At 63.9% G+C, this 17936-nt stretch carries 14 protein-coding genes; 9 read left to right on the top strand and 5 right to left on the bottom strand.

Annotated features, from left to right (window positions below; translation table 11 throughout):
* Window positions 1-2 precede the first annotated feature (2 nt).
* The 3 genes from cydB to fdhD are packed head-to-tail and all read left to right on the top strand — an operon-like array spanning window position 3 to window position 4330.
* Window positions 3-1112, top strand: coding sequence for a cytochrome d ubiquinol oxidase subunit II (cydB, locus tag G6N47_RS06215; protein ID WP_083131825.1), 1110 nt, complete (start codon window positions 3-5; stop codon window positions 1110-1112).
* A gap of 13 nt (window positions 1113-1125) precedes the next feature.
* The gene (locus G6N47_RS06210) at window positions 1126-3498 is read left to right on the top strand and encodes an FdhF/YdeP family oxidoreductase (protein WP_083131745.1); all 2373 of its coding nucleotides are present in this window, start codon (window positions 1126-1128) and stop codon (window positions 3496-3498) included.
* 1 nt (window position 3499) lies between these two features.
* Window positions 3500-4330: a formate dehydrogenase accessory sulfurtransferase FdhD gene (gene fdhD / locus G6N47_RS06205; RefSeq protein WP_083131746.1), complete on the top strand. Its 831-nt coding sequence runs from the start codon at window positions 3500-3502 to the stop codon at window positions 4328-4330.
* Here the strand turns inward: fdhD and G6N47_RS06200 are convergent.
* Together G6N47_RS06200 and G6N47_RS06195 are read right to left on the bottom strand one after the other, a co-directional pair.
* Window positions 4320-5357: an FUSC family protein gene (locus tag G6N47_RS06200; protein WP_169717261.1), complete on the bottom strand. Its 1038-nt coding sequence runs from the start codon at window positions 5355-5357 to the stop codon at window positions 4320-4322. The genes fdhD and G6N47_RS06200 overlap by 11 nt on opposite strands.
* Window positions 5358-5363: 6 nt before the next feature.
* Window positions 5364-6293 carry a LysR family transcriptional regulator gene (locus G6N47_RS06195; protein ID WP_083131826.1) on the bottom strand — a complete coding sequence of 310 codons (930 nt, stop codon included), beginning with the start codon at window positions 6291-6293 and terminating at the stop codon, window positions 5364-5366.
* Between the two features lie 186 nt (window positions 6294-6479).
* On the opposite strand from G6N47_RS06195, the gene G6N47_RS06190 reads away from it, so the two are divergent.
* Both G6N47_RS06190 and G6N47_RS06185 read left to right on the top strand, forming a co-directional pair.
* Window positions 6480-8885: a molybdopterin oxidoreductase family protein gene (locus G6N47_RS06190; protein ID WP_083131748.1), complete on the top strand. Its 2406-nt coding sequence runs from the start codon at window positions 6480-6482 to the stop codon at window positions 8883-8885.
* A 2-nt stretch (window positions 8886-8887) separates the two neighbouring features.
* A complete protein-coding gene (locus tag G6N47_RS06185) occupies window positions 8888-9346 on the top strand; it encodes a hypothetical protein (RefSeq protein ID WP_083131827.1) in 459 nt (152 codons plus the stop codon).
* A gap of 19 nt (window positions 9347-9365) precedes the next feature.
* Here G6N47_RS06185 and G6N47_RS06180 read toward each other — a convergent pair whose 3' ends face one another.
* The 3 genes from G6N47_RS06180 to G6N47_RS06170 form a co-directional block, all read right to left on the bottom strand.
* On the bottom strand, window positions 9366-10298 hold the full coding sequence (locus tag G6N47_RS06180; RefSeq protein WP_083131749.1) for a LysR family transcriptional regulator: 933 nt from the start codon (window positions 10296-10298) through the stop codon (window positions 9366-9368).
* A 61-nt stretch (window positions 10299-10359) separates the two neighbouring features.
* The gene (locus G6N47_RS06175; RefSeq protein ID WP_083131750.1) at window positions 10360-10791 is read right to left on the bottom strand and encodes a hypothetical protein; all 432 of its coding nucleotides are present in this window, start codon (window positions 10789-10791) and stop codon (window positions 10360-10362) included.
* 318 nt (window positions 10792-11109) lie between these two features.
* Window positions 11110-11523, bottom strand: coding sequence for a hypothetical protein (locus G6N47_RS06170; protein ID WP_232080137.1), 414 nt, complete (start codon window positions 11521-11523; stop codon window positions 11110-11112).
* 455 nt (window positions 11524-11978) lie between these two features.
* Here G6N47_RS06170 and G6N47_RS06165 point away from each other — a divergent pair, with 455 nt between their 5' ends.
* The 4 genes from G6N47_RS06165 to G6N47_RS06150 all read left to right on the top strand — a co-directional run bounded on the left by G6N47_RS06165 (window position 11979) and on the right by G6N47_RS06150 (window position 17931).
* Window positions 11979-12959 (top strand): LysR family transcriptional regulator, encoded by a 981-nt coding sequence (locus G6N47_RS06165; protein ID WP_083131751.1) that lies wholly within the window; start codon window positions 11979-11981, stop codon window positions 12957-12959.
* Between the two features lie 148 nt (window positions 12960-13107).
* Entirely contained in the window at window positions 13108-14841 is a 1734-nt protein-coding gene (locus tag G6N47_RS06160) for a GMC family oxidoreductase (protein ID WP_139799481.1), read from the top strand.
* Between the two features lie 136 nt (window positions 14842-14977).
* The gene (locus G6N47_RS06155) at window positions 14978-16435 is read left to right on the top strand and encodes a catalase (protein WP_083131752.1); all 1458 of its coding nucleotides are present in this window, start codon (window positions 14978-14980) and stop codon (window positions 16433-16435) included.
* A gap of 41 nt (window positions 16436-16476) precedes the next feature.
* Complete coding sequence (locus G6N47_RS06150) at window positions 16477-17931, top strand: catalase (RefSeq protein WP_083131753.1); 1455 nt, start codon at window positions 16477-16479, stop codon at window positions 17929-17931.
* Window positions 17932-17936 lie beyond the last annotated feature (5 nt).

Here is a 17936-nt window from a genome sequence, read left to right as displayed (position 1 = left end):
GAATTCACTTGCATGAGCTGTGGTTCGTAATCCTCGCCGCGCTGTTCGTGGGATTCTTCATTTTGGAGGGCTTCGACTTCGGGGTCGGGATGCTGATGGCGCCGCTGGGCCGCGTCGCCAAGGGCGATCCCGAGCAGCACCGGCGGGCGGTCCTCAACACGATCGGGCCGGTCTGGGACGGCAACGAGGTGTGGCTGATCGTCGCGGGAGGATCGATGTTCGCCGCATTCCCAGCCTGGTACGCCACGGTTTTCTCTGCGCTCTATCTCCCTTTGCTCGCAATCCTTTTCGGCATGATCCTTCGCGTTGTCGCGATCGAATGGCGCGGCAAGGTCGACGACACCGGGTGGCGCAAGTGGGCCGACGCCGGGATCGCGGCCGGCTCCTGGCTGCCCGCGGTGCTCTGGGGCGTCGCGTTCGCCATCCTGGTACGTGGCCTTCCGGTCGATGCGAACCATCGGGTTCATCTGTCGTTCGGCGACATCATCAACCCCTACACGGTGCTGGGCGGTGTGGCGACCGCCTCGCTGTTCTTGTTCCACGGCGCGGTTTTTCTGGTCCTCAAGACCGCCCAGGGAGTTCGCGAGGACGCGTTGCGTTTCGCGACCGTCTTGTCGCTGCCGGTGACGGCTGTCGTCGCGGCGTTCGGTCTGTGGACACAATTGGCGCACGGAAAGGACTGGACCTGGTACGTGCTGGGCGCCGCCGTGGTCGCTCAGCTTGTCGCGGTCGTGCTGGTGTGGCGCCAGTGGATCGGCCTGAAGGTCATGACCGGAAACCCGAGGGAGGGCTGGACTTTCGCATGTACGACGCTCGTCGTCGCCGCGGTCGTCGTGTTGCTGTTCGGCGCGTTGTATCCGAACCTGGTGCCGTCGACGCTGAACCCGCAGTGGAGCATCACCGTCTACAACGGGTCGTCGACCCCGTACACGCTGAAGATCATGACCTGGGCCGCCCTGATCACCGCCCCGGCGGTGCTGATTGCGCAGGCGTGGACGTACTGGGTGTTCCGCCGCCGGATTTCAGCGGAGGCCATCCCGCCGTCGACCGGATTGCGCAGGAATGCGGCAGGGCCGCGCATTGCGATGGACCGAAAAGCCCCTGCGGCATAAGGAGAGTACGACGATGACCACGACAACACCTGGCGAGTCGGCATCCCGGCTGCCCGGCGAGAGCGCGGAGGTTCTGCTGGGACAGGGCACTCCCGAATCGGCGGCTCCGGGGTGCGGGCCGGGGGAGGGCCGCCCGAAGAAACGCGACTATCACCATCCCGCGGCGGGATGGGGCGCAGCGATGAGCGTCAGCAAGGTACTGCTGCAACGTCGTGAGCTGCTGGAGGGTCCGCAGGTGATCGTGCGGATGAATCACGAGAACGGCGGATTCGACTGCCCGGGCTGCGCATGGCCGGACGATCGTAAGGGCCTGCGCCTGGATATCTGCGAGAACGGCATCAAGCACTCGACCTGGGAAATGGACCCCAAACGCGTTGGCCCGGATTTCTTTGCCGCCCATAGTGTTACCGAGCTACTGACGTGGAGCGACTTCGCGCTGGAGGACGCCGGTCGGCTTACCCAACCGATGGTGTACGACCCGCAATCCGATCACTATGTGCCGATCGAGTGGGACCGGGCGTTCGCATTGATCGGAGAGACGCTGCGCGGTCTTGACTCGCCAAACCAGGCGTCCTTTTACACCTCGGGCCGGCTGGGCAACGAGGCGACCTTCCTGTACCAGTGGTTTGTCCGCGAGTTCGGCACCAACAATTTCCCCGACTGCTCGAACATGTGTCAGGAAGCCAGCGGTGTCGCGTTGCTGACAACGCTGGGAACCGGTAAGGGCACCGTCGATCTGGTCGACTGGGAGGAGGCCGACGCGCTGATCATCATGGGCGTCAACGCCGCCACCAACGCCCCGAGGATGCTCACCGCACTGGTGGAGGCGCATCGCCGCGGGGCGGCCATCGTGCATATCAACCCGCTGATCGAGGCGGCCGCGACCCGCACGATCGTGCCGCACGAAATGCTGGACATGGCGCTGTTCCGCGCCACCGACATCAGCACGATGAACATCCAGCCACGCACCGGCGGAGATTTTGCGCTGATCCGGGGCGTCGCGAAGGCGTTGCTGGAGACGGCCAAAGACGATCCGGCGGCAATCGACGAGTTGTTCATCGAGCGCTACACCCGAGGGTTCGCCGAGTACAAGGCGGCGTGTGAGGCAGTGAGCTGGCCGGAGATCGAACACCAGTCGGGCGTGCCGGTCGACCAAATCCGTGCCCTGGCAGACATTTACCGGAAAGCTCGGGCAACAATCATCGCATGGTGCCTGGGTGTGAGCCAGCACGCTCACGGGCCGGACGCCGTTCGCGAGATTGTCAATCTGCTGCTGCTGCGTGGCAACATCGGCCGAGAAGGGGCGGGCCCCTGCCCAATTCGCGGCCACAGCAACGTGCAGGGCAATCGGACCTGCGGCGTCGATCACCACCCCTCCAAGGAGTTCCTCGACCGCATCGCGGCCGCGTGCGAGATCGACGTGCCCCGTGAGCACGGACTCGACGTGGTCGCCACCATCAACGCGATGCACCGCGGCGACGTCAAGGTGTTCTTCGGGATGGGCGGTAACTTCGCGCTCGCCGCGCCCGACACCGCCTACACCTTCGAAGCATTGCGCCAGTGCGAGCTGACCGCGCACGTCTCCACCAAGCTCAACCGCAGCCATCTGGTGCACGGCCGGCGGGCACTGATCCTGCCGTGCGTGGCGCGCACCGAGATCGACCGGCAGGCCAGCGGAATCCAGTCGATCACGGTCGAGGACTCGATGAGCATGGTGCACCTGTCAGTGGGTATGAAGGAACCGGCGTCCCCGCACCTGCTGTCCGAACCGGCGATCGTCGCCGGCATGGCCGAGGCCACCCTGCCGAACTCCAAGACCCCGTGGCGCGAACTCGTCGCCGACTACGACCTGATCCGGGACCGGATGGCCAAGGGGCTCTATGGCTTTGAGGACTTCAACCGGCGGGTACGCCAACCGCTGGGCTTCCGGATCCGCCAGCCTGCCCGGGAACTCGTGTTCCTCACCGACTCCGGCCGGGCGGAATTTTCCGCCGCCGCTCTGCCCGACGTGGTTCCCCCCGCAGGGCAACTCATCTTGGGCACGATGCGCTCCCACGACCAGTTCAACACCACCGTCTACTCCGACGACGACCGGTACCGGGGCGTAAAAAATTTGCGCACGCTATTGTTTATGAACACGCTCGACATGGCCGAGATGGGTATCTCCGAGTTTGACTACATCGACATCACCAGCGTCGCCGACGACGGCACCCGGCGCAGCGTGTACGGCTACCGTGCGGTGGGCTATAACATTCCCCGCGGCTGCGCAGCGGGATATATGCCCGAGCTCAACGTGTTGTGCCCGATCGGGAACTTCAACAGGGAGAGTGGCCAACCGGTGATGAAGCACGTCCCGATCGAAGTAACCCGCTCGGCGGCGCGGTGACATGGGTCGTGTAACGGCACGCCGACGGGCCAGTCACCTGGCGGCCGGTCATGCGGCCGAACGGCCGGAAACGCTGGCCGTCGAGGAACCGCTGGAGATCAGGGTCAACGGCCGCGCACTGACCGTCACAATGCGCACACCGGGCTCCGATTTCGAACTCGCGCAAGGCTTTCTGCTCACCGAGGGCGTGATCACTCGTCGTGACGACGTGCTCACGGTGCGCTATTGCCGCGGCGCCCGAGCTGATAGCGACAACCTCAACACCTACAACGTGCTCGACGTGACCTTGGCGCCCGGCGTGCCGATGCCCGAGGTGGACGTCACCCGCAACTTCTACACCACGTCGTCGTGCGGCGTGTGCGGTAAGGCTTCGCTGGACGCGGTGCAGTCGATCAGCCGGTATTGTCCCGGCGACGATCCGGTCACCGTTCGTACACAAGCGATCACCGCGATGCCGGACCGACTTCGGGATGCGCAGAACGTGTTTGCCAGCACCGGCGGCTTGCATGGCGCCGCACTGTTTGACGCTGACGCCCGAATGCTGGTGGTACGCGAGGACATCGGTCGCCATAACGCGGTGGACAAGGTGATCGGTTGGGCCGTCGAACAGGGGCGAATTCCGTTGTCCGGCACCGTGCTTCTCGTCAGCGGCCGTGCGTCGTTCGAGTTGACCCAGAAGGCCGTGATGGCCGGAATCCCCGTGCTGGCTGCGGTGTCGGCGCCGTCGTCGCTTGCGGTGGACTTGGCCACGCAGTCGGGTTTGACGCTGGTGGCGTTCCTGCGGGGGGACTCCATGAACGTCTACAGCAGGCCCGACCGCATTATTCGCTGAGGTCGGCCGCCCGTAGCATCTCGTCGGCGCAGGCATCGATGACTGCAGCGGTCGAAGTCGTCGGGCGAAGCTCGGCGGCGTGCTGCCTTGCGGACGCGGCGTGCGCGGCGGCGGCCGCGGGCTGCTCGTCGGCGAGGGCTGCGCCAGCGTCGGCGAGGTCGCGAATCGCGGCACGCAACGGTTCGGCGACCCCGTGCTCGTCGGGACCGGTGACTGCTCGGGCAAGCTGCAGCACGGAGCTGCCAAGCAACGCCAACTGCGCGGCTTGACGATCAGCGGCGTGAGTGGCCTCACGCAATGGCCACCGTCGTGGGCAGACTCGCGCCAATTGAATTGCGGTGCTGCGAGCTTCGATGAGCCGCGCCAGTTGTCGGTGCAGCCGGTCCGCCGCCTTCAATGTCCAGTCCGGCGCCAAATCGCCAGTGATGTCAGCGATCTGGGCGAGGATGTCACGCAGCGCGGTCACCGTACTGAGGCGTGCATCGCGGATCACGGTCAGTGGGTTCTTCGGGAAGATCACAATGCTGAAGACCACAGCCAGCCCGCCGCCGATCAACGCGTCGAACAGCCGTTCCGGGCCAACGCCGCCATACGGAAACGCCAGGATCAGGATTGCCGACATAGTGGTTTGGTTGACGAACATCGGCCTTTGCCGTGTGAACCCCTGGCCGATCAAATCTGCGGCACACAGCGAAATCAGCACGGCTGCACCCATGGCGAGCGGTCCGCTGCCCAGAACTGCGTGCACCGCGGCGCCGATTGCGATCCCCAACGTCACGCCGATCACCATTTCGACGGCAAGCTCCGCCCGAACCACGTTGGTCGCCCACAAACAAACCGCTGCGGAGATGGGCGCGAAAAACGGGTTGTGATGGCCGAGCAGGTCGCGAGCGAGGTACCAGGCGACACTGGCGGCGATCGCAGTCTGAGCGATCGGCCATAGAGCGCTACGCAATCGCCGGACGGCGGCTGGCGCGAACCGTGCTGCCCACGCGGGACGCGACGTATCAGAGTTAAGGCGATTCACGGCGAGTCAATGCCGATAGATGCTGCCGAGCCGTTTGGCGAAGAACTCGTCGAGCTTCAGTTTCTGCGCGCTTTCCACGAATGCCCGGGCCACAGGCGAGCCGGGCCCGGTGGAGTTCGCGGCGACAGCAATCTGGGTCTTCAAGACTGGGTCGACGAGCTCGACCGCGCGGAGGTCGGCGGCCATCAGGTTGGCCCACAGCCAGGTCTGCGGAACGATGCACGCCCTGTCACCGCTGGTGGCCTGAGCGAGCAACGTGCTCACCGAGTCGGTCTCGACGTGCGGGCTCACCGTGATGCCGTGGCCGGCGAAGGCTTTGTCGATGATCTGGCGGACCCGCATGTCCGGCGTGAGCAAGGCTAGGGGCAGCTGTGCGGCTTCCGGCCATCGCATCGTCGAGGCGTCCGTCGGCAACATGTCGGCCGGCGCGATCAGGACATAGCGATCCACATACAGCGGCACCACGTCCAAGCCGTGGGTCTCTTCCTGCCCGACGGGGACAATGGCGGCGTCGAGCTCAAACCCGCGCAGCCGCCGGTACAAATCCGTGGTCGCCAGCTGCGATCGGAGTTGGACTTTGGCCAGCGGATGAGCCGAACAGAACGCGGACAGCACCAGAGACGATGTGGTCGAAGCGGTTGGTATGGCGCCCAACCGCAGCGTCCCCAGCACCCCGGACCGCATGGCACGCACTTCCGCCCGGAACGCGTCGTGCTCGGCGATTATTCGCTTGGCCCACACCAGCAACCGCTCGCCCTCCGGAGTGAGACCCTCGAAGCTGCGTCCGCGCTTGATCAACGTGACGTCGAGTTCGCGTTCGAGCTTGGCGATCGCGGCGGAAAGAGCGGGCTGCGAGACATAGCACTTCTCGGCCGCGCGGGCGAAGTGGCGCTCCTCGGCGACCGCGACGAAGTACTCCAGCTGCCTGAAGAGCACGACATCTCCCTCCGCGCGTGCGTCCTTCAGCAAGCCCGCGACGCCCCTGCCGGCTAGTCCTGCGGACAAGTCTCGCACGACCACGCAGATTTCGGCGGCGATTGATAGCCAGCTTGGATCGGTGTATAGGAGTTCGGTCTTGGACGCTCGGTCAACCACCGTGCAACTTTGGATACCGGAGTGTGAATGGCTACTACATCCCGTCGATCCTCGAATGCAGATCGAATCACCGACATTTGGGGTACCCGTGCGCCCTACTCGTCGGGCACCGGGTGGCCGGTTCGTGTCGACGAGTTTCTGGCCGACGGGGTAGCCGCATCTGATGTCGAGCGGTGGGTGCGTAGTGCTTGCCTGTTGTGTTCCAACGGTTGCGGTCTGGAGATCGCGGTGCGTGGAGGACGGATGGTCGGGGTCCGCGGACGCGCCGAGGACCGTGTCAATCACGGCCGGCTCGGCCCGAAAGGGTTGTACGGCTGGCAGGGCGAGCAACGTGACAGGCTCACGGTTCCGCTGATCCGTGAGAGAGGTCGCCTGGTCGAGATTGACTGGGACACCGCCATGTCGCGGGTGGTGGAACGCTCACGAGCACTGCTGGAAGCGAAGGGCCCACTGTCACATGGCTTCTTCACCTCGGGGCAGTTGATGACCGAGGAGTACTACACGCTCGCCGTGATCGGCAAGGGCGGGATCGGCACCCCGCACATGGACGGCAACACACGCTGGTGCACGGCCACCGCGTCGGCGGCGTTCCAGGAGACGTTCGGCTGCGACGGGCAACCCGGCTCCTACACCGACATCGATTCCTGCGACGCGATCTTCTTGTTCGGGCACAATGTCGCCGAAACTCAGACCGTGCTCTGGGCACGGATGCTCGACCGGCTAGACGGCGCCGACCCCCCACAGCTGGTGTGTGTCGATCCGCGACGCACCAAGGTGGCGGAGCGGGCTACCGTGCATCTCCCCATTCGCAACGGCACCAACATGGCCCTGATGAATGCGTTGGTGCACGAGCAGATAACGCGCGGCTTCATCGACAGAAACTATGTAGCAGCGCACACGATTGGATTCGACGAACTCGAGTCGCTGACCCGGGATGCGACCCCCGAGTGGGCTGCCGAAGTCTGCGGTGTCTGTGCCGACGACATCCGCCGGGCCGCGGAGATCTTCGGTATCAGCCAACGAGTGGTGTCGACCTGCTCGATGGGCTTCTACCAGTCTCATCAGGCCACCGCCGCATCCTGCCAAGTCAACAACCTGCACCTGCTGCGAGGCATGGTCGGTCGCCCGGGGGCGGGCATCTTGCAAATGAATGGTCAGCCCTCCGCCGAGAACAACCGCGAAGCCGGCTGCGGACCGGCGTTGCCCGGATTTCGCAATTGGGAAAACCCCGAGCATGTCCGCGAACTCGCAGAGCTGTGGAACATCGATCCGATCGTCATCCCGCACTGGGCGCCACCGACCGACGGGATGACGATGTTCCGCTACGCCGAACAGGGCTCGATCGGGTTCCTGTGGATCGCCGGGACCAACCCCGCAGTATCCATGCCCGACCTCGCTCGCGTCCGCAGGATCCTTACCGGCGACCAATGTTTCGTCGTGGTCTCCGACGCCTACCGCACCGAAACCACCGAGCTCGCCGATATCGTTCTCCCGGCGGCATTGTGGGGGGAAAAGACCGGCACCTACACCAATGTCGATCGCACCGTGCACTTGTCCGAGCAAGCCGTCGACCCACCCGGGCAGGCCCGGCCGGATCTGGCGATCTGGCTCGACTATGCGCGACGGATGGGCTTGGCCGACAAGGACAACCAGCCACTGCCACCCTGGGAGGGTCCAGAGGAGGCGTTCGAGGCGTGGAAACAATGCAGCGCGGGGCGTCCGGTGGACTACACCGGCCTGAGCTATGACCTGCTGCACGAGCGCGGCGGCATCCAGTGGCCGTGCACCGCCGACGCACCGAACGGCACGGAACGCCTGTACGTCGATGCGCACTTCCCGACCAGCCCGGACCGCTGCGAGACATATGGACACGACCTGGCCACCGGAGCGCCGGTGAGCGAGACCGAGTTTCGAGCCAGTAGGCCCGATGGCCGCGCGATCCTCAAGAGTGCCCCGTACGAGCCCGCCTACGAGAAGCCCGACACCGAATACCCTCTGCGACTGACCACCGGCCGCACCGTCTACCACTGGCACACCCGAACGAAGACTGCTCGGGCGCCGCAGCTGCAGCGGGCCGCTCCCGCCATGTGGCTGGAAGTCTCCCGGCAGGACGCGCAGCGCCTAGGGATAGACGAAGGCGACATCGTCCGCGCCACCTCGCGTCGGGGCAGCATCGAAGCACCCGCACGGATCTCGCATGTACGCGAGGGCGTCGTTTTCGCACCCTGGCATTACGGTGAAACCGCCGCGAACGAGCTCACCGTCAGCGCTTGGGATCCGATTTCGAAACAACCCGAGTTCAAAGTCGCCGCCGTCGCTCTTCAACGTCTGCGGGCCGGAGATGGCCCCGCACCGGCCCCCACCAACACCGCCTCGGCACCCGCCCTGCCGGATGGGTGCGGCGTACGTCCCGCACACCTCGATCGGTGTTGATCGTGTACTTGACCACCTACCTCAGCTTGCTGCAAAGTGCGGAAACCGCGCTGGCCGAGTCCCACCGGAAAGTCGCCATTGGCCATCAACTGGATTCCGACGTGTACTACACCTGCCAGGCGTTTGCCCGGCAGTGCGACGCGCGCAACGCGGCGCTGACTCCCATCGTCGAGCGCTACGCGCACCTCGGTGAGCCTGAGCCGGAACGCCTACACCCGCAGGGGCTCACCGTTGCCCGTGCGGGCCAGATCGGTCTGCTGCGCGACCTGCAGGACCTCTACCAGCTCGCCAACCTCGTCGACATCACCTGGACACTGATCGGTCAAGCCGCCCGCGGCGCTCGGGATCGCGGTCTGATCAACCTCGCGACCCGCTGCAACCAAGAAATCGCCACGCAAGTGGCGTGGCTGCGGATGCGGATGAAAGCCGAAGCGCCACAAGCACTTCTCGTCGGGTTCTGACACCCGACGCCAGCGTGGGTCAGCGACGGTAGAGGCCGCCGAGCCGTTTGGTGAAGAACTCGTCCAAGTCGAGGTGCTGGGCGGTTGCCACGAACGCGCGTGCCACGGGTGACCCAGGTCGGTTGGAGTTGGCGGCGACGGCGATCTGCGTCTTCAGCGCGGGGTCGACGAGTCTGACGGCGCGCAGTTCGGCGGCGATCATGTTGGTCCACAACCAGGTCTGCGGAACTATGCATGCCCGGTCACCGGTGGCGGCCTGTGCGAGCAACGTACTGACCGAGTCCGTCTCAACCTGCGGACTCACCGTGATCCCGTTGCCCGCGAACGCCGCGTCTATGAGCTGGCGAATTCTCATGTCTGGCGTGAGCAACGCCAACGGCAGCTGCGCCGCCTCGAGCCACCGGATTGTCGACTTCTCCGTGGGCAGCATGTCGGTCGGCGCGATTACCACATAGCGATCCACATAGAGCGGCACCACCTCTAGGTCCTCGGTCTCTTGCGGCGCGACGGGCACGATGGCGGCGTCGAGCTCGAAGCTGCGCAGCCGCCGATACAAATCGGCGGTGGTCAGCTGCGAACGGATTTGCACTTTTGCCTGAGGATGGGCCGAACAGAATGCCGAGAGCACCAGGGACGAAGTGGTCGACGCGGTCGGTATGGTGCCCAGACGCAGTGTCCCGATGGCCCCTCCGGAGCGGATGGCATCCACCTCGGCCAGGAAGGCGTTGTGTTCGGCGAGTATCCGCTTGGCCCACACCAACAACCGCTCTCCCTCTGGAGTGAGGCCTTCAAAGCTGCGTCCACGTTTGATGAGCGTGACGTCGAGTTCGCGTTCGAGCTTGGCGATGGCAGCGGAAAGCGCGGGTTGGGACACATAGCACCGCTTAGCCGCCCGAGCGAAATGCCGCTCCTCGGCAACCGCTACGAAGTACTCGAGCTGACGGAATAGCACGGGATCTCCTTGTGAACACTGATTGGTTAGCCCTCCTGACGGGACCGACGGAGCCGGGCCATCAGGCGTCCGAAGCGCAGGGCCATGCGAGCAACTCCGCAGCCTCTGCGTCAGGGGCGGTGTCCGGGCCCGGACGCAGGAGCAGCGCTAACCAGGTCTCGTCGACCGAGACAAAGTCAGCCGGATCGACGCCGTATTTGCGAAGGTCTCGGATAAGCAGATCGCGGCGCAGATCGGTGCTTAGCCGGCCCGGTCTGGGGTAGGCGAGCCAGGCCAGCCGATTGTCGCGGGCAGCCGCATACAGTAAGTGCAGCAGGTCAAGGTCCGCGCGTTGGGTGGCAAAGCCGATCACCACATCAGCCCGATCGGGTTCGGTGCTACGCACCAGGGGGATGATCGACGCGCACTCGGGTGGCGGATTGACCAGCGCCACCCAGTGTTCGGGTTTGATGCGCAGCTTTCGCCCCAGCTCCACACGCTCTCGATCGTTCATCTCACCGCCCCGCCATATCAGGTCGGCCGATCAAAGAGCCCGGCCGGCGGCGGATGCCAACGCGGCCTCGATCGTGAACGTGAAGTGGCGGGACACGCCCCGCCCGCGAGGGAATCCATCGAGCTACCTCACATGTGGTGTTGTTCACCATATGTCTAAGGCGCCGCGACGACGTGCGATCTGCGACTCAAGAAACAAATCAAGTGATTTAGGCTGCGAATCACCAACTGCGAGCGAACTTTTCACCCGGTGGGTCGTGCTGCGGCATGATTACGTGTCACAAATGTGTCGCCGTATCGGTGAAATCGCCTGCGCGAACTATCGGTACCCCTGAATGTCTTTGTCTTCGATCGACCGTGCGAGGTCTTGACCTTTGTCGGTGAGTTGTAGGTAAGCGGAGTACATCCACCGCTCCGGATCGTCGTAGTGCTTCACGTAGGTGTGGGAGATTTTGTGCATCGAATGATCGAGCGACTCCTTCCACGGGACGAAGCGTTCCCCTTCCGTCGCCACGCCTCCGGGATGTTCACCGAGCACCTTTGCGCCGCCCAGCTGGAACAGTCCATCGCTCACCAACGAACGGATGACCTCCAAGGTTTCGTTCTGCACTTCCGAGGGAGACGCGGATGGATTCTGCTGTCTGACATGCCAGTCAACCGCATTGAGGTCGAGGGGATCGCCGAGGGCGTCCAGCAGTAGTCCGTGCCGGACCTTCTCGCGTGGTGTGGTCATGGCTCCTTACCTTCCCAAGCGGGCATGTCGGGCCGGCCGATCACCGAAGTGACCTCAGTGTCCTAAAACGACCCCGATTGTGTCCAACACATGATGTGGAACGTTTGATAAACCTGATCGATCGTTGTCTTTCAACGACAGCTGTGCGGCGAAAGTTCGTGCGCCGAGGACGTCGCTCTGCCGGTGCTGGCTGCATAGCGTCGGCATCGAGCGCACTGCCGAGTTCAGCGATCTGACGGCCTCGAATTCGACACCGAGCGTTCCGGAAGTTGCCGAATCCCGTTCGATTGGGCTTGCGGAAAATCGGAGGGAGCCATGCCCTACGGCGTCACTGACTGGCGAAGATGTGCGCAGCTTTCAGACAGTCATCGAGATCTTCTGGGACGCAATGTTTCTTGTGCACACCACGGGGTCACTAAGCTCCGCTGTGCGCCGTTGCGCGAAGTTAGGTAGCCATGCTGTTTCGTCAGCTGGAGTATTTCGTCGCGGTCGCCCAGGAGCGGCACTTCGCTCGGGCCGCCGAGAAGTGTTATGTGTCGCAGCCCGCGCTTTCCGCGGCGATCGCCAAACTCGAGCGCGAATTGGATGTCCCACTGATCAACCGCGGACACAGCTTCGAGGGCCTCACGCCCGAGGGGGAGCAGTTGGTGATGTGGGCTCGCCGGATTCTCGCCGAATATGCTGCGTTCAAGTCTGAGGTGCGGGCGACGCGGTCGGAGGTTACCGGGACACTTCGGCTGGGGGCTATACCGACGGCGTCCACCACCATGTCGTTGTTGCTCGGAGGGTTCTGCTCGGCGTACCCGTTGGTGAAGGTCCAGGTCCGCGCGGCGATGCCCACGACCGAGTTGTATCGACGGTTACGCCACTTCGAGCTCGACGCCGCCATCGTGCCCGTGGGGTCGCAAGATAGCCAAGGCCTGGACCTGGTGCCGTTGTACGCGGACCGGTATGTGCTGATCTCGCCGACGGGCATGCTGCCTGCGGATTCGTCGAGGCTGCGCTGGCCGGATGCGGCGCAGTTGCCGCTGATGTTGCTGACGCCGGACATTGGCGTCCGCAACTGCATCGACGGCGCGTTCGCCAGTCACGGGATCAGCGTGGAGCCGCAGGTCGAAACGGACTCGGTCTGCGCGTTGCTCGCGCAAGTCGCCACGGGTGATTGGGCGACCATCCTTCCCTACACCTGGTTCACGGCGACTGCCATGGTTCACAATGTCCGCGCGGTCGAACTCGTCGAGCCGACGGTCACGATGCAGATTGCCCTCGCCACCAACCCGACGGGGCCTACCCCGCCGGTGGCGCGCGCATTCGCCGCGAGCGCAGAGCAGCTGAAACTGCAGCGACCCGACCGTCGCGCAGCAGCGAACAACATAGTTGTGATCCCCCAAACATCTGTTACTGCAAGCGAATCCGTGGATGCGGCCACCTCTTGACGCGTCCCAGCACTGACGAGGGCCGCACAACCGCCACTTCATAAGCGGCGTGCATCGACCGATAGCTTCTGCGTCTTGGACGACCGGCAAGGCAGCGGTCAAGACTCGTAGCGGACGGCTGGACATCATCCACATTGAGGAGGAACCCATGGTCCCCGACGGAGCTCGCTTTGACTTTGTTGTTGTTGGTGGCGGCACGGCGGGGAACGTCGTCGCCGGCCGCCTGGCCGAGAATCCCAACGTCAACGTTCTGGTCGTCGAGGCCGGCGTCGGCAATCCGTGGGAGCTTGACGGGGTCAACACGCCGGGAACGGCTATGGAGCTCCGCCACAGCCCGTATGACTGGGATTACCTGGCCAAGTTCGTCGATCGTGGCGTGTGGCAGCGCATCGACAAGAACGAGACCCGCGGCAAGATCCTCGGGGGCAGCTCCGCGGCCAACTACTTCAGCTGGATTCCCGGCTGCAAGCCGACCTACGACCGGTGGGCGGAATACGGTGGCTCGGAATGGACCTGGGAGCCGCTTCTTCCCTACCTCCGCAAGAGCCCGACCTATCACGACGACGACGGGACATTCTCGTCCGACATGAAGAGGATCGGCGCCGGCGGTCCGCTCCCCATTTCGCACAACAACATCCCTGAGTTGCAGGCCTTCCGCGACGTTGTCGCGCAAGCGTGGAAATCGCGCGGCCTGCCACTGACCGAGAACATCTACGACGGTGAGATGAACGGCCTGACCCACGCGGTCAGCACCATCTACCGGGGGGTGCGCTCCGGCAGCTACCTGTTCGTGAAGGACAAGTCCAACGTCACGATCGTGCCCGAGGTTCGCTCCAAGCGCCTGATCATCGATTACGCCGACCGCACCTGCAAGGGTGTGACCGTCATCGACGCCGCCGGCACCGAGCGCAACTTCTACGCCAACCGGGAGGTCATCCTCTCCCAGGGCGTTTTCGAGAGCCCGAAGCTGCTGATGCTCAGCGGTATTGGCCCCGGCCGCGAGTTGGCCAAGCACGGTATCCCCGTGGTCGTCGACTCTCGCCACGTCGGCCAGCACTTGTTCGACCACCCGGGCGTTCCGTTCGTGCTGCGGATCAAGGAAGGCTACGCCATCGACGACTACCTGCGCCCCGGTCCTAAGCACGACTCCGCCGTTGCCGACTACCAGAAGGACCACAAGGGTCCGCTGGGCTCTGGTCTGCTGGAGATGATTGGCTTCCCCCGCGTCGACGAGTACCTAGACAAGGATCCGATTTACCGTGAGGCCAAGGCCGCCAACGGTGGCCTCGATCCCTTCTCGCCGGAGGGACAGCCGCACTTCGAGCTCGACTTCGTCCCGGCGTTCGGCAGTGCGTTCCAGTGGCAGTACCCGCACCCGCCGGAGGGGGACCACATCACCGTGATGGTCGACCTGGTCCGCCCGGTCTACGACGGCGGTGAGGTGACGCTGGGCAGCACCGACCCGTTCATGCAGCCCAACATCAACCTGAACTATCTGTCCAACGAGCTCGACATCATCGCGCTGCGCGAGGGCATCAGGTTGGCCTACGACATTCTCACCAAGGGCGACGGCTTCAAGGACCTCGTCATCAGCCAGTACCCGTGGGATATGCCGCTGCACTCGGACGAGCTGATGAGGACGTCCATTCAGGACCGGGTCCAGACGTCTTACCACCCGTGCGGCACCAACCGGCTGTCCAAGAACATCGACCAGGGTGTGGTCGATCCGAAGCTGAAGGTCCACGGCGTCAACAAGCTTCGCGTCATCGACGCTTCGGTCTTCCCGATCATCCCGGACTGCCGGATCCAGAACACCGTCTACATGGTCGGCGAGAAGGGCGCGGACGCGATCAAGGCCGACCACGCGGATCTCTACAAGTAACGCTGGAGCGTTGCTCGTCCTGCGTGTGGTAGGCCGCGCACACCGGACCATCGGCGGGGCGGCCCACCCGACCATCCCGCCCCGCCGATTCCAACTGAAAAAGCCACCGGTGACTTCGAATTCGAGGAGATACGAGATGACGGACAACTTCACCACGACGAACGCGGGTGCTCCGGCGCCTAGTGACGAATACTCGTTGACGTTGGGTCCCGATGGTCCGGTCCTGTTGCAGGATTTCTACCTGATCGAGCAGTTGGCCGCGTTCAACCGGGAGCGCGTGCCTGAACGGCAGCCGCACGCCAAGGGTACCGGCGCGTTCGGCCGCTTCGAGGTGACCAATGATCTGAGCGCCTACACCAAGGCCGCGGTGTTTGCACCGGGTGCGAAGACCGACGTATTTGTGCGGTTGTCCGGCAATGCCGGTGAGCGCGGCAGCGCCGACACCGTGCGGGACACGCGCGGGTTTTCGGTGAAGTTCTACACCCCCGAGGGCAACCTGGACATCGTCGGCCTCGACTTCCCGGTTTTTGTCATCCGCGACCCGATTAAGTTTCCGCAGATGGTCCGCTCGGCCAAGACCCGTGCGAACAACGGTTGTCATGACCACAACATGCAGTGGGATTTTTGGACGCTGTCCCCGGAGTCGGCTCACCAGGTGACCATGATTATGAGCGATCGGGGTATCCCCAAGTCGTTTCGGCACATGGATGGGTTTGGTTTGCACGCGTTCAGTTGGCTCAACACCGGCGGGGAGATCTGTTGGGTGAAGTTTCACTTCAAGACAGATCAGGGCATCGAGTGGTTGACCCAGGAAGAGGCCGACCAGTTGGCCGGTACGGACTCGGACTACGGCATGCGCGACCTGCATGATGCGATCGAACGCGGGGAGTATCCGAGCTGGTCGGTAAAGGTGCAAATTATGCCATTCGCTGACGCAAAAACCTACCGGCTCAACCCGTTTGACGTGACCAAGGTGTGGCCGCATGCCGACTATCCGCTCATCGATCTGGGCAAGATGACGCTGGACCGCAACATCAGCGATCACCACACCGAGGTCGAGCAGGCCACCTTCGCGCCCCACGCGCTGGTACCCGGCATCGGACTAAGCCCGGACAAACTGTTGCTGGGGCGCAGTTTCGCCTACGCCGACGCGCACCGCCACCGGGTGGGGGCCAACCACAATCAGATCCCGGTGAACGCCCCAAAGTGTCCGGTGCGCAGCTATTCCAAGGACGGGCAGATGCGCTTTATCGACGCATGCGACCCGGTGTATGCACCCAACTCCTATGGTGGGCCCAAAGCCGATCCTGACCGGGCGTCGGTGGTGAAATGGTCTGCCGAGGGAGGGGAGATGGTGCGGGCCCCCTACACCCTTCGTCCCGACGACGACGACTGGAGCCAGGCCGGCGCCCTGGTGCGTGACGTGATGGACGATGCGGAACGGGAGCGCTTGGTGCACAACATCGTTCACCACGTCACCAACGGTGTCAAAGAACCCGTGCTGTCCCGAGTCGTCGAATACTGGTACAACATCGATCGCGACATCGGCAAGAAAGTCGAAGACGGCATCCGCGCCGCGAACCGAAGCCGGTAAACGTTCGTACCACTCGACTTCCTCCGCAAGACAGCCGCGAGATGGCCGAGAACTACACGACGACGAATGCGGGTGCTCCGGCACCCAGTGACGAACTGTCATTGTCGCTGGGGCCCGATGGCCCGATCCTGTTGCAGGATTCCTATCTGATTGAGCAGATGGCGGCGTTCAATCGGGAGCGGGCACCCGAGCGTCAGCCGCACGCCAAGGGGGCCGGTGCGTTCGGTCGGTTCGAGGTGACCAATGATCTGAGTGCGTACACCAAGGCTGCGGTGTTTCAACCGGGTGCGACCACGGAGGTATTTGCCCGGTTTTCCTCGGGCAATAGCGGTGAGCGTGGCAGTGCGGATACGGCACGCGACAACCGCGGGTTTTCGGTGAAGTTCTACACCGCCGAGGGGAATTTCGACATCGTCGGTAGCGATGTGCCGGTGTTTGCCATCCGGGATCCGATCAAGTTTCCCAGCTTGATCCGCGCCGGGGGGCGTCGTGCAGACAACGATCTGCACGACCACAACATGGTCTGGGACTTTTGGACGCTCTGCCCCGAAACAGCTCATCTGGTGACGCTGGTGATGGGAGATCGCGGAATTCCGAAGACGTTTCGACATATGAACGGTTTCGGCCTACACGCGTTCAGCTGGATCAATTCCGCCGGGGAAATCTGCTGGGTGAAGTATCACTTCAAGACCAACCAGGGCATCCAGTGGTTGACCCAAGAAGAAGGCAACCGCCTGGCCGGCACCGACCCGGACTGCTGCATCCGCGATCTGTATGAGGCCATCGAGCGAGCCGAGTATCCGAGCTGGTCGCTGAAGGTGCAGGTCATGCCGTTCGCCGATGCAAAAACCTACCGATTCAACCCATTTGATGTCACCAAGGTCTGGCCACATGCCGACTACCCGCTCATCGACGTCGGCACGCTGACGCTGGACCGCAACATCACCGATCACCACACCGAGGTAGAGCAGGCCGGGTTCGCGCCGTCGAATCTGGTGCCCGGCACCGGGCTGAGCCCGGACAAGCTTTTGCTCGGCAGGAGTTTCGCCTACGCCGATGCGCACCGCGCTCGCATCGGGGTCAACCACAATCAGATTCCCGTCAACGCCCCGCGCTGTGCGGTGCGCTCCTATTCCAAGGGCGGGCGGATGCGGTTTGGCAACGCCGCCGATCCGGTGTACGTACCGAACTCTGTCGGTGGGCCGAGAGCCGATCCGGACCGGACCGCCGAGGTGGGTTGGGCCGCTGACGGGGAGATGATGCGCGCCGCCTATACCCCGCGCCGCGATGACGACGACTGGGGTCAGGCCGGCACCCTGGTGCGTGAGGTGATGGATGACGCACAACGGGAACGCTTGGTGCACAACATCGTCGGGCATGTCTGTGCGGGTGTGAAAGAACCGGTGCTGTCCCGAGTCGTCCAATACTGGTACAACATCGATCGCGAAATCGGCAAGAAAGTCGAAGACGGCATCCGCGCCAACGCCAGCCGGTAGGACCA

Origin of the sequence: Mycobacterium branderi (genome assembly GCF_010728725.1) — a bacterium.
Classification (GTDB): domain Bacteria; phylum Actinomycetota; class Actinomycetes; order Mycobacteriales; family Mycobacteriaceae; genus Mycobacterium; species Mycobacterium branderi.
This window is presented reverse-complemented; position numbering and strand designations above follow the sequence as displayed.

Excerpts from the sequence above, each read along its gene's own strand:
- G6N47_RS06165 (WP_083131751.1), top strand. The coding sequence starts at position 11,979 with ATGCTGTTTCGTCAGCTGGAGTATTTCGTCGCGGTCGCCCAGGAGCGG.
- G6N47_RS06170 (WP_232080137.1), bottom strand. The coding sequence starts at position 11,523 with ATGACCACACCACGCGAGAAGGTCCGGCACGGACTACTGCTGGACGCC.
- fdhD (WP_083131746.1), top strand. The coding sequence starts at position 3,500 with ATGGGTCGTGTAACGGCACGCCGACGGGCCAGTCACCTGGCGGCCGGT.
- G6N47_RS06175 (WP_083131750.1), bottom strand. The coding sequence starts at position 10,791 with ATGAACGATCGAGAGCGTGTGGAGCTGGGGCGAAAGCTGCGCATCAAA.
- G6N47_RS06150 (WP_083131753.1), top strand. The coding sequence starts at position 16,477 with ATGGCCGAGAACTACACGACGACGAATGCGGGTGCTCCGGCACCCAGT.
- G6N47_RS06160 (WP_139799481.1), top strand. The coding sequence starts at position 13,108 with ATGGTCCCCGACGGAGCTCGCTTTGACTTTGTTGTTGTTGGTGGCGGC.
- G6N47_RS06155 (WP_083131752.1), top strand. The coding sequence starts at position 14,978 with ATGACGGACAACTTCACCACGACGAACGCGGGTGCTCCGGCGCCTAGT.
- G6N47_RS06210 (WP_083131745.1), top strand. The coding sequence starts at position 1,126 with ATGACCACGACAACACCTGGCGAGTCGGCATCCCGGCTGCCCGGCGAG.
- G6N47_RS06190 (WP_083131748.1), top strand. The coding sequence starts at position 6,480 with ATGGCTACTACATCCCGTCGATCCTCGAATGCAGATCGAATCACCGAC.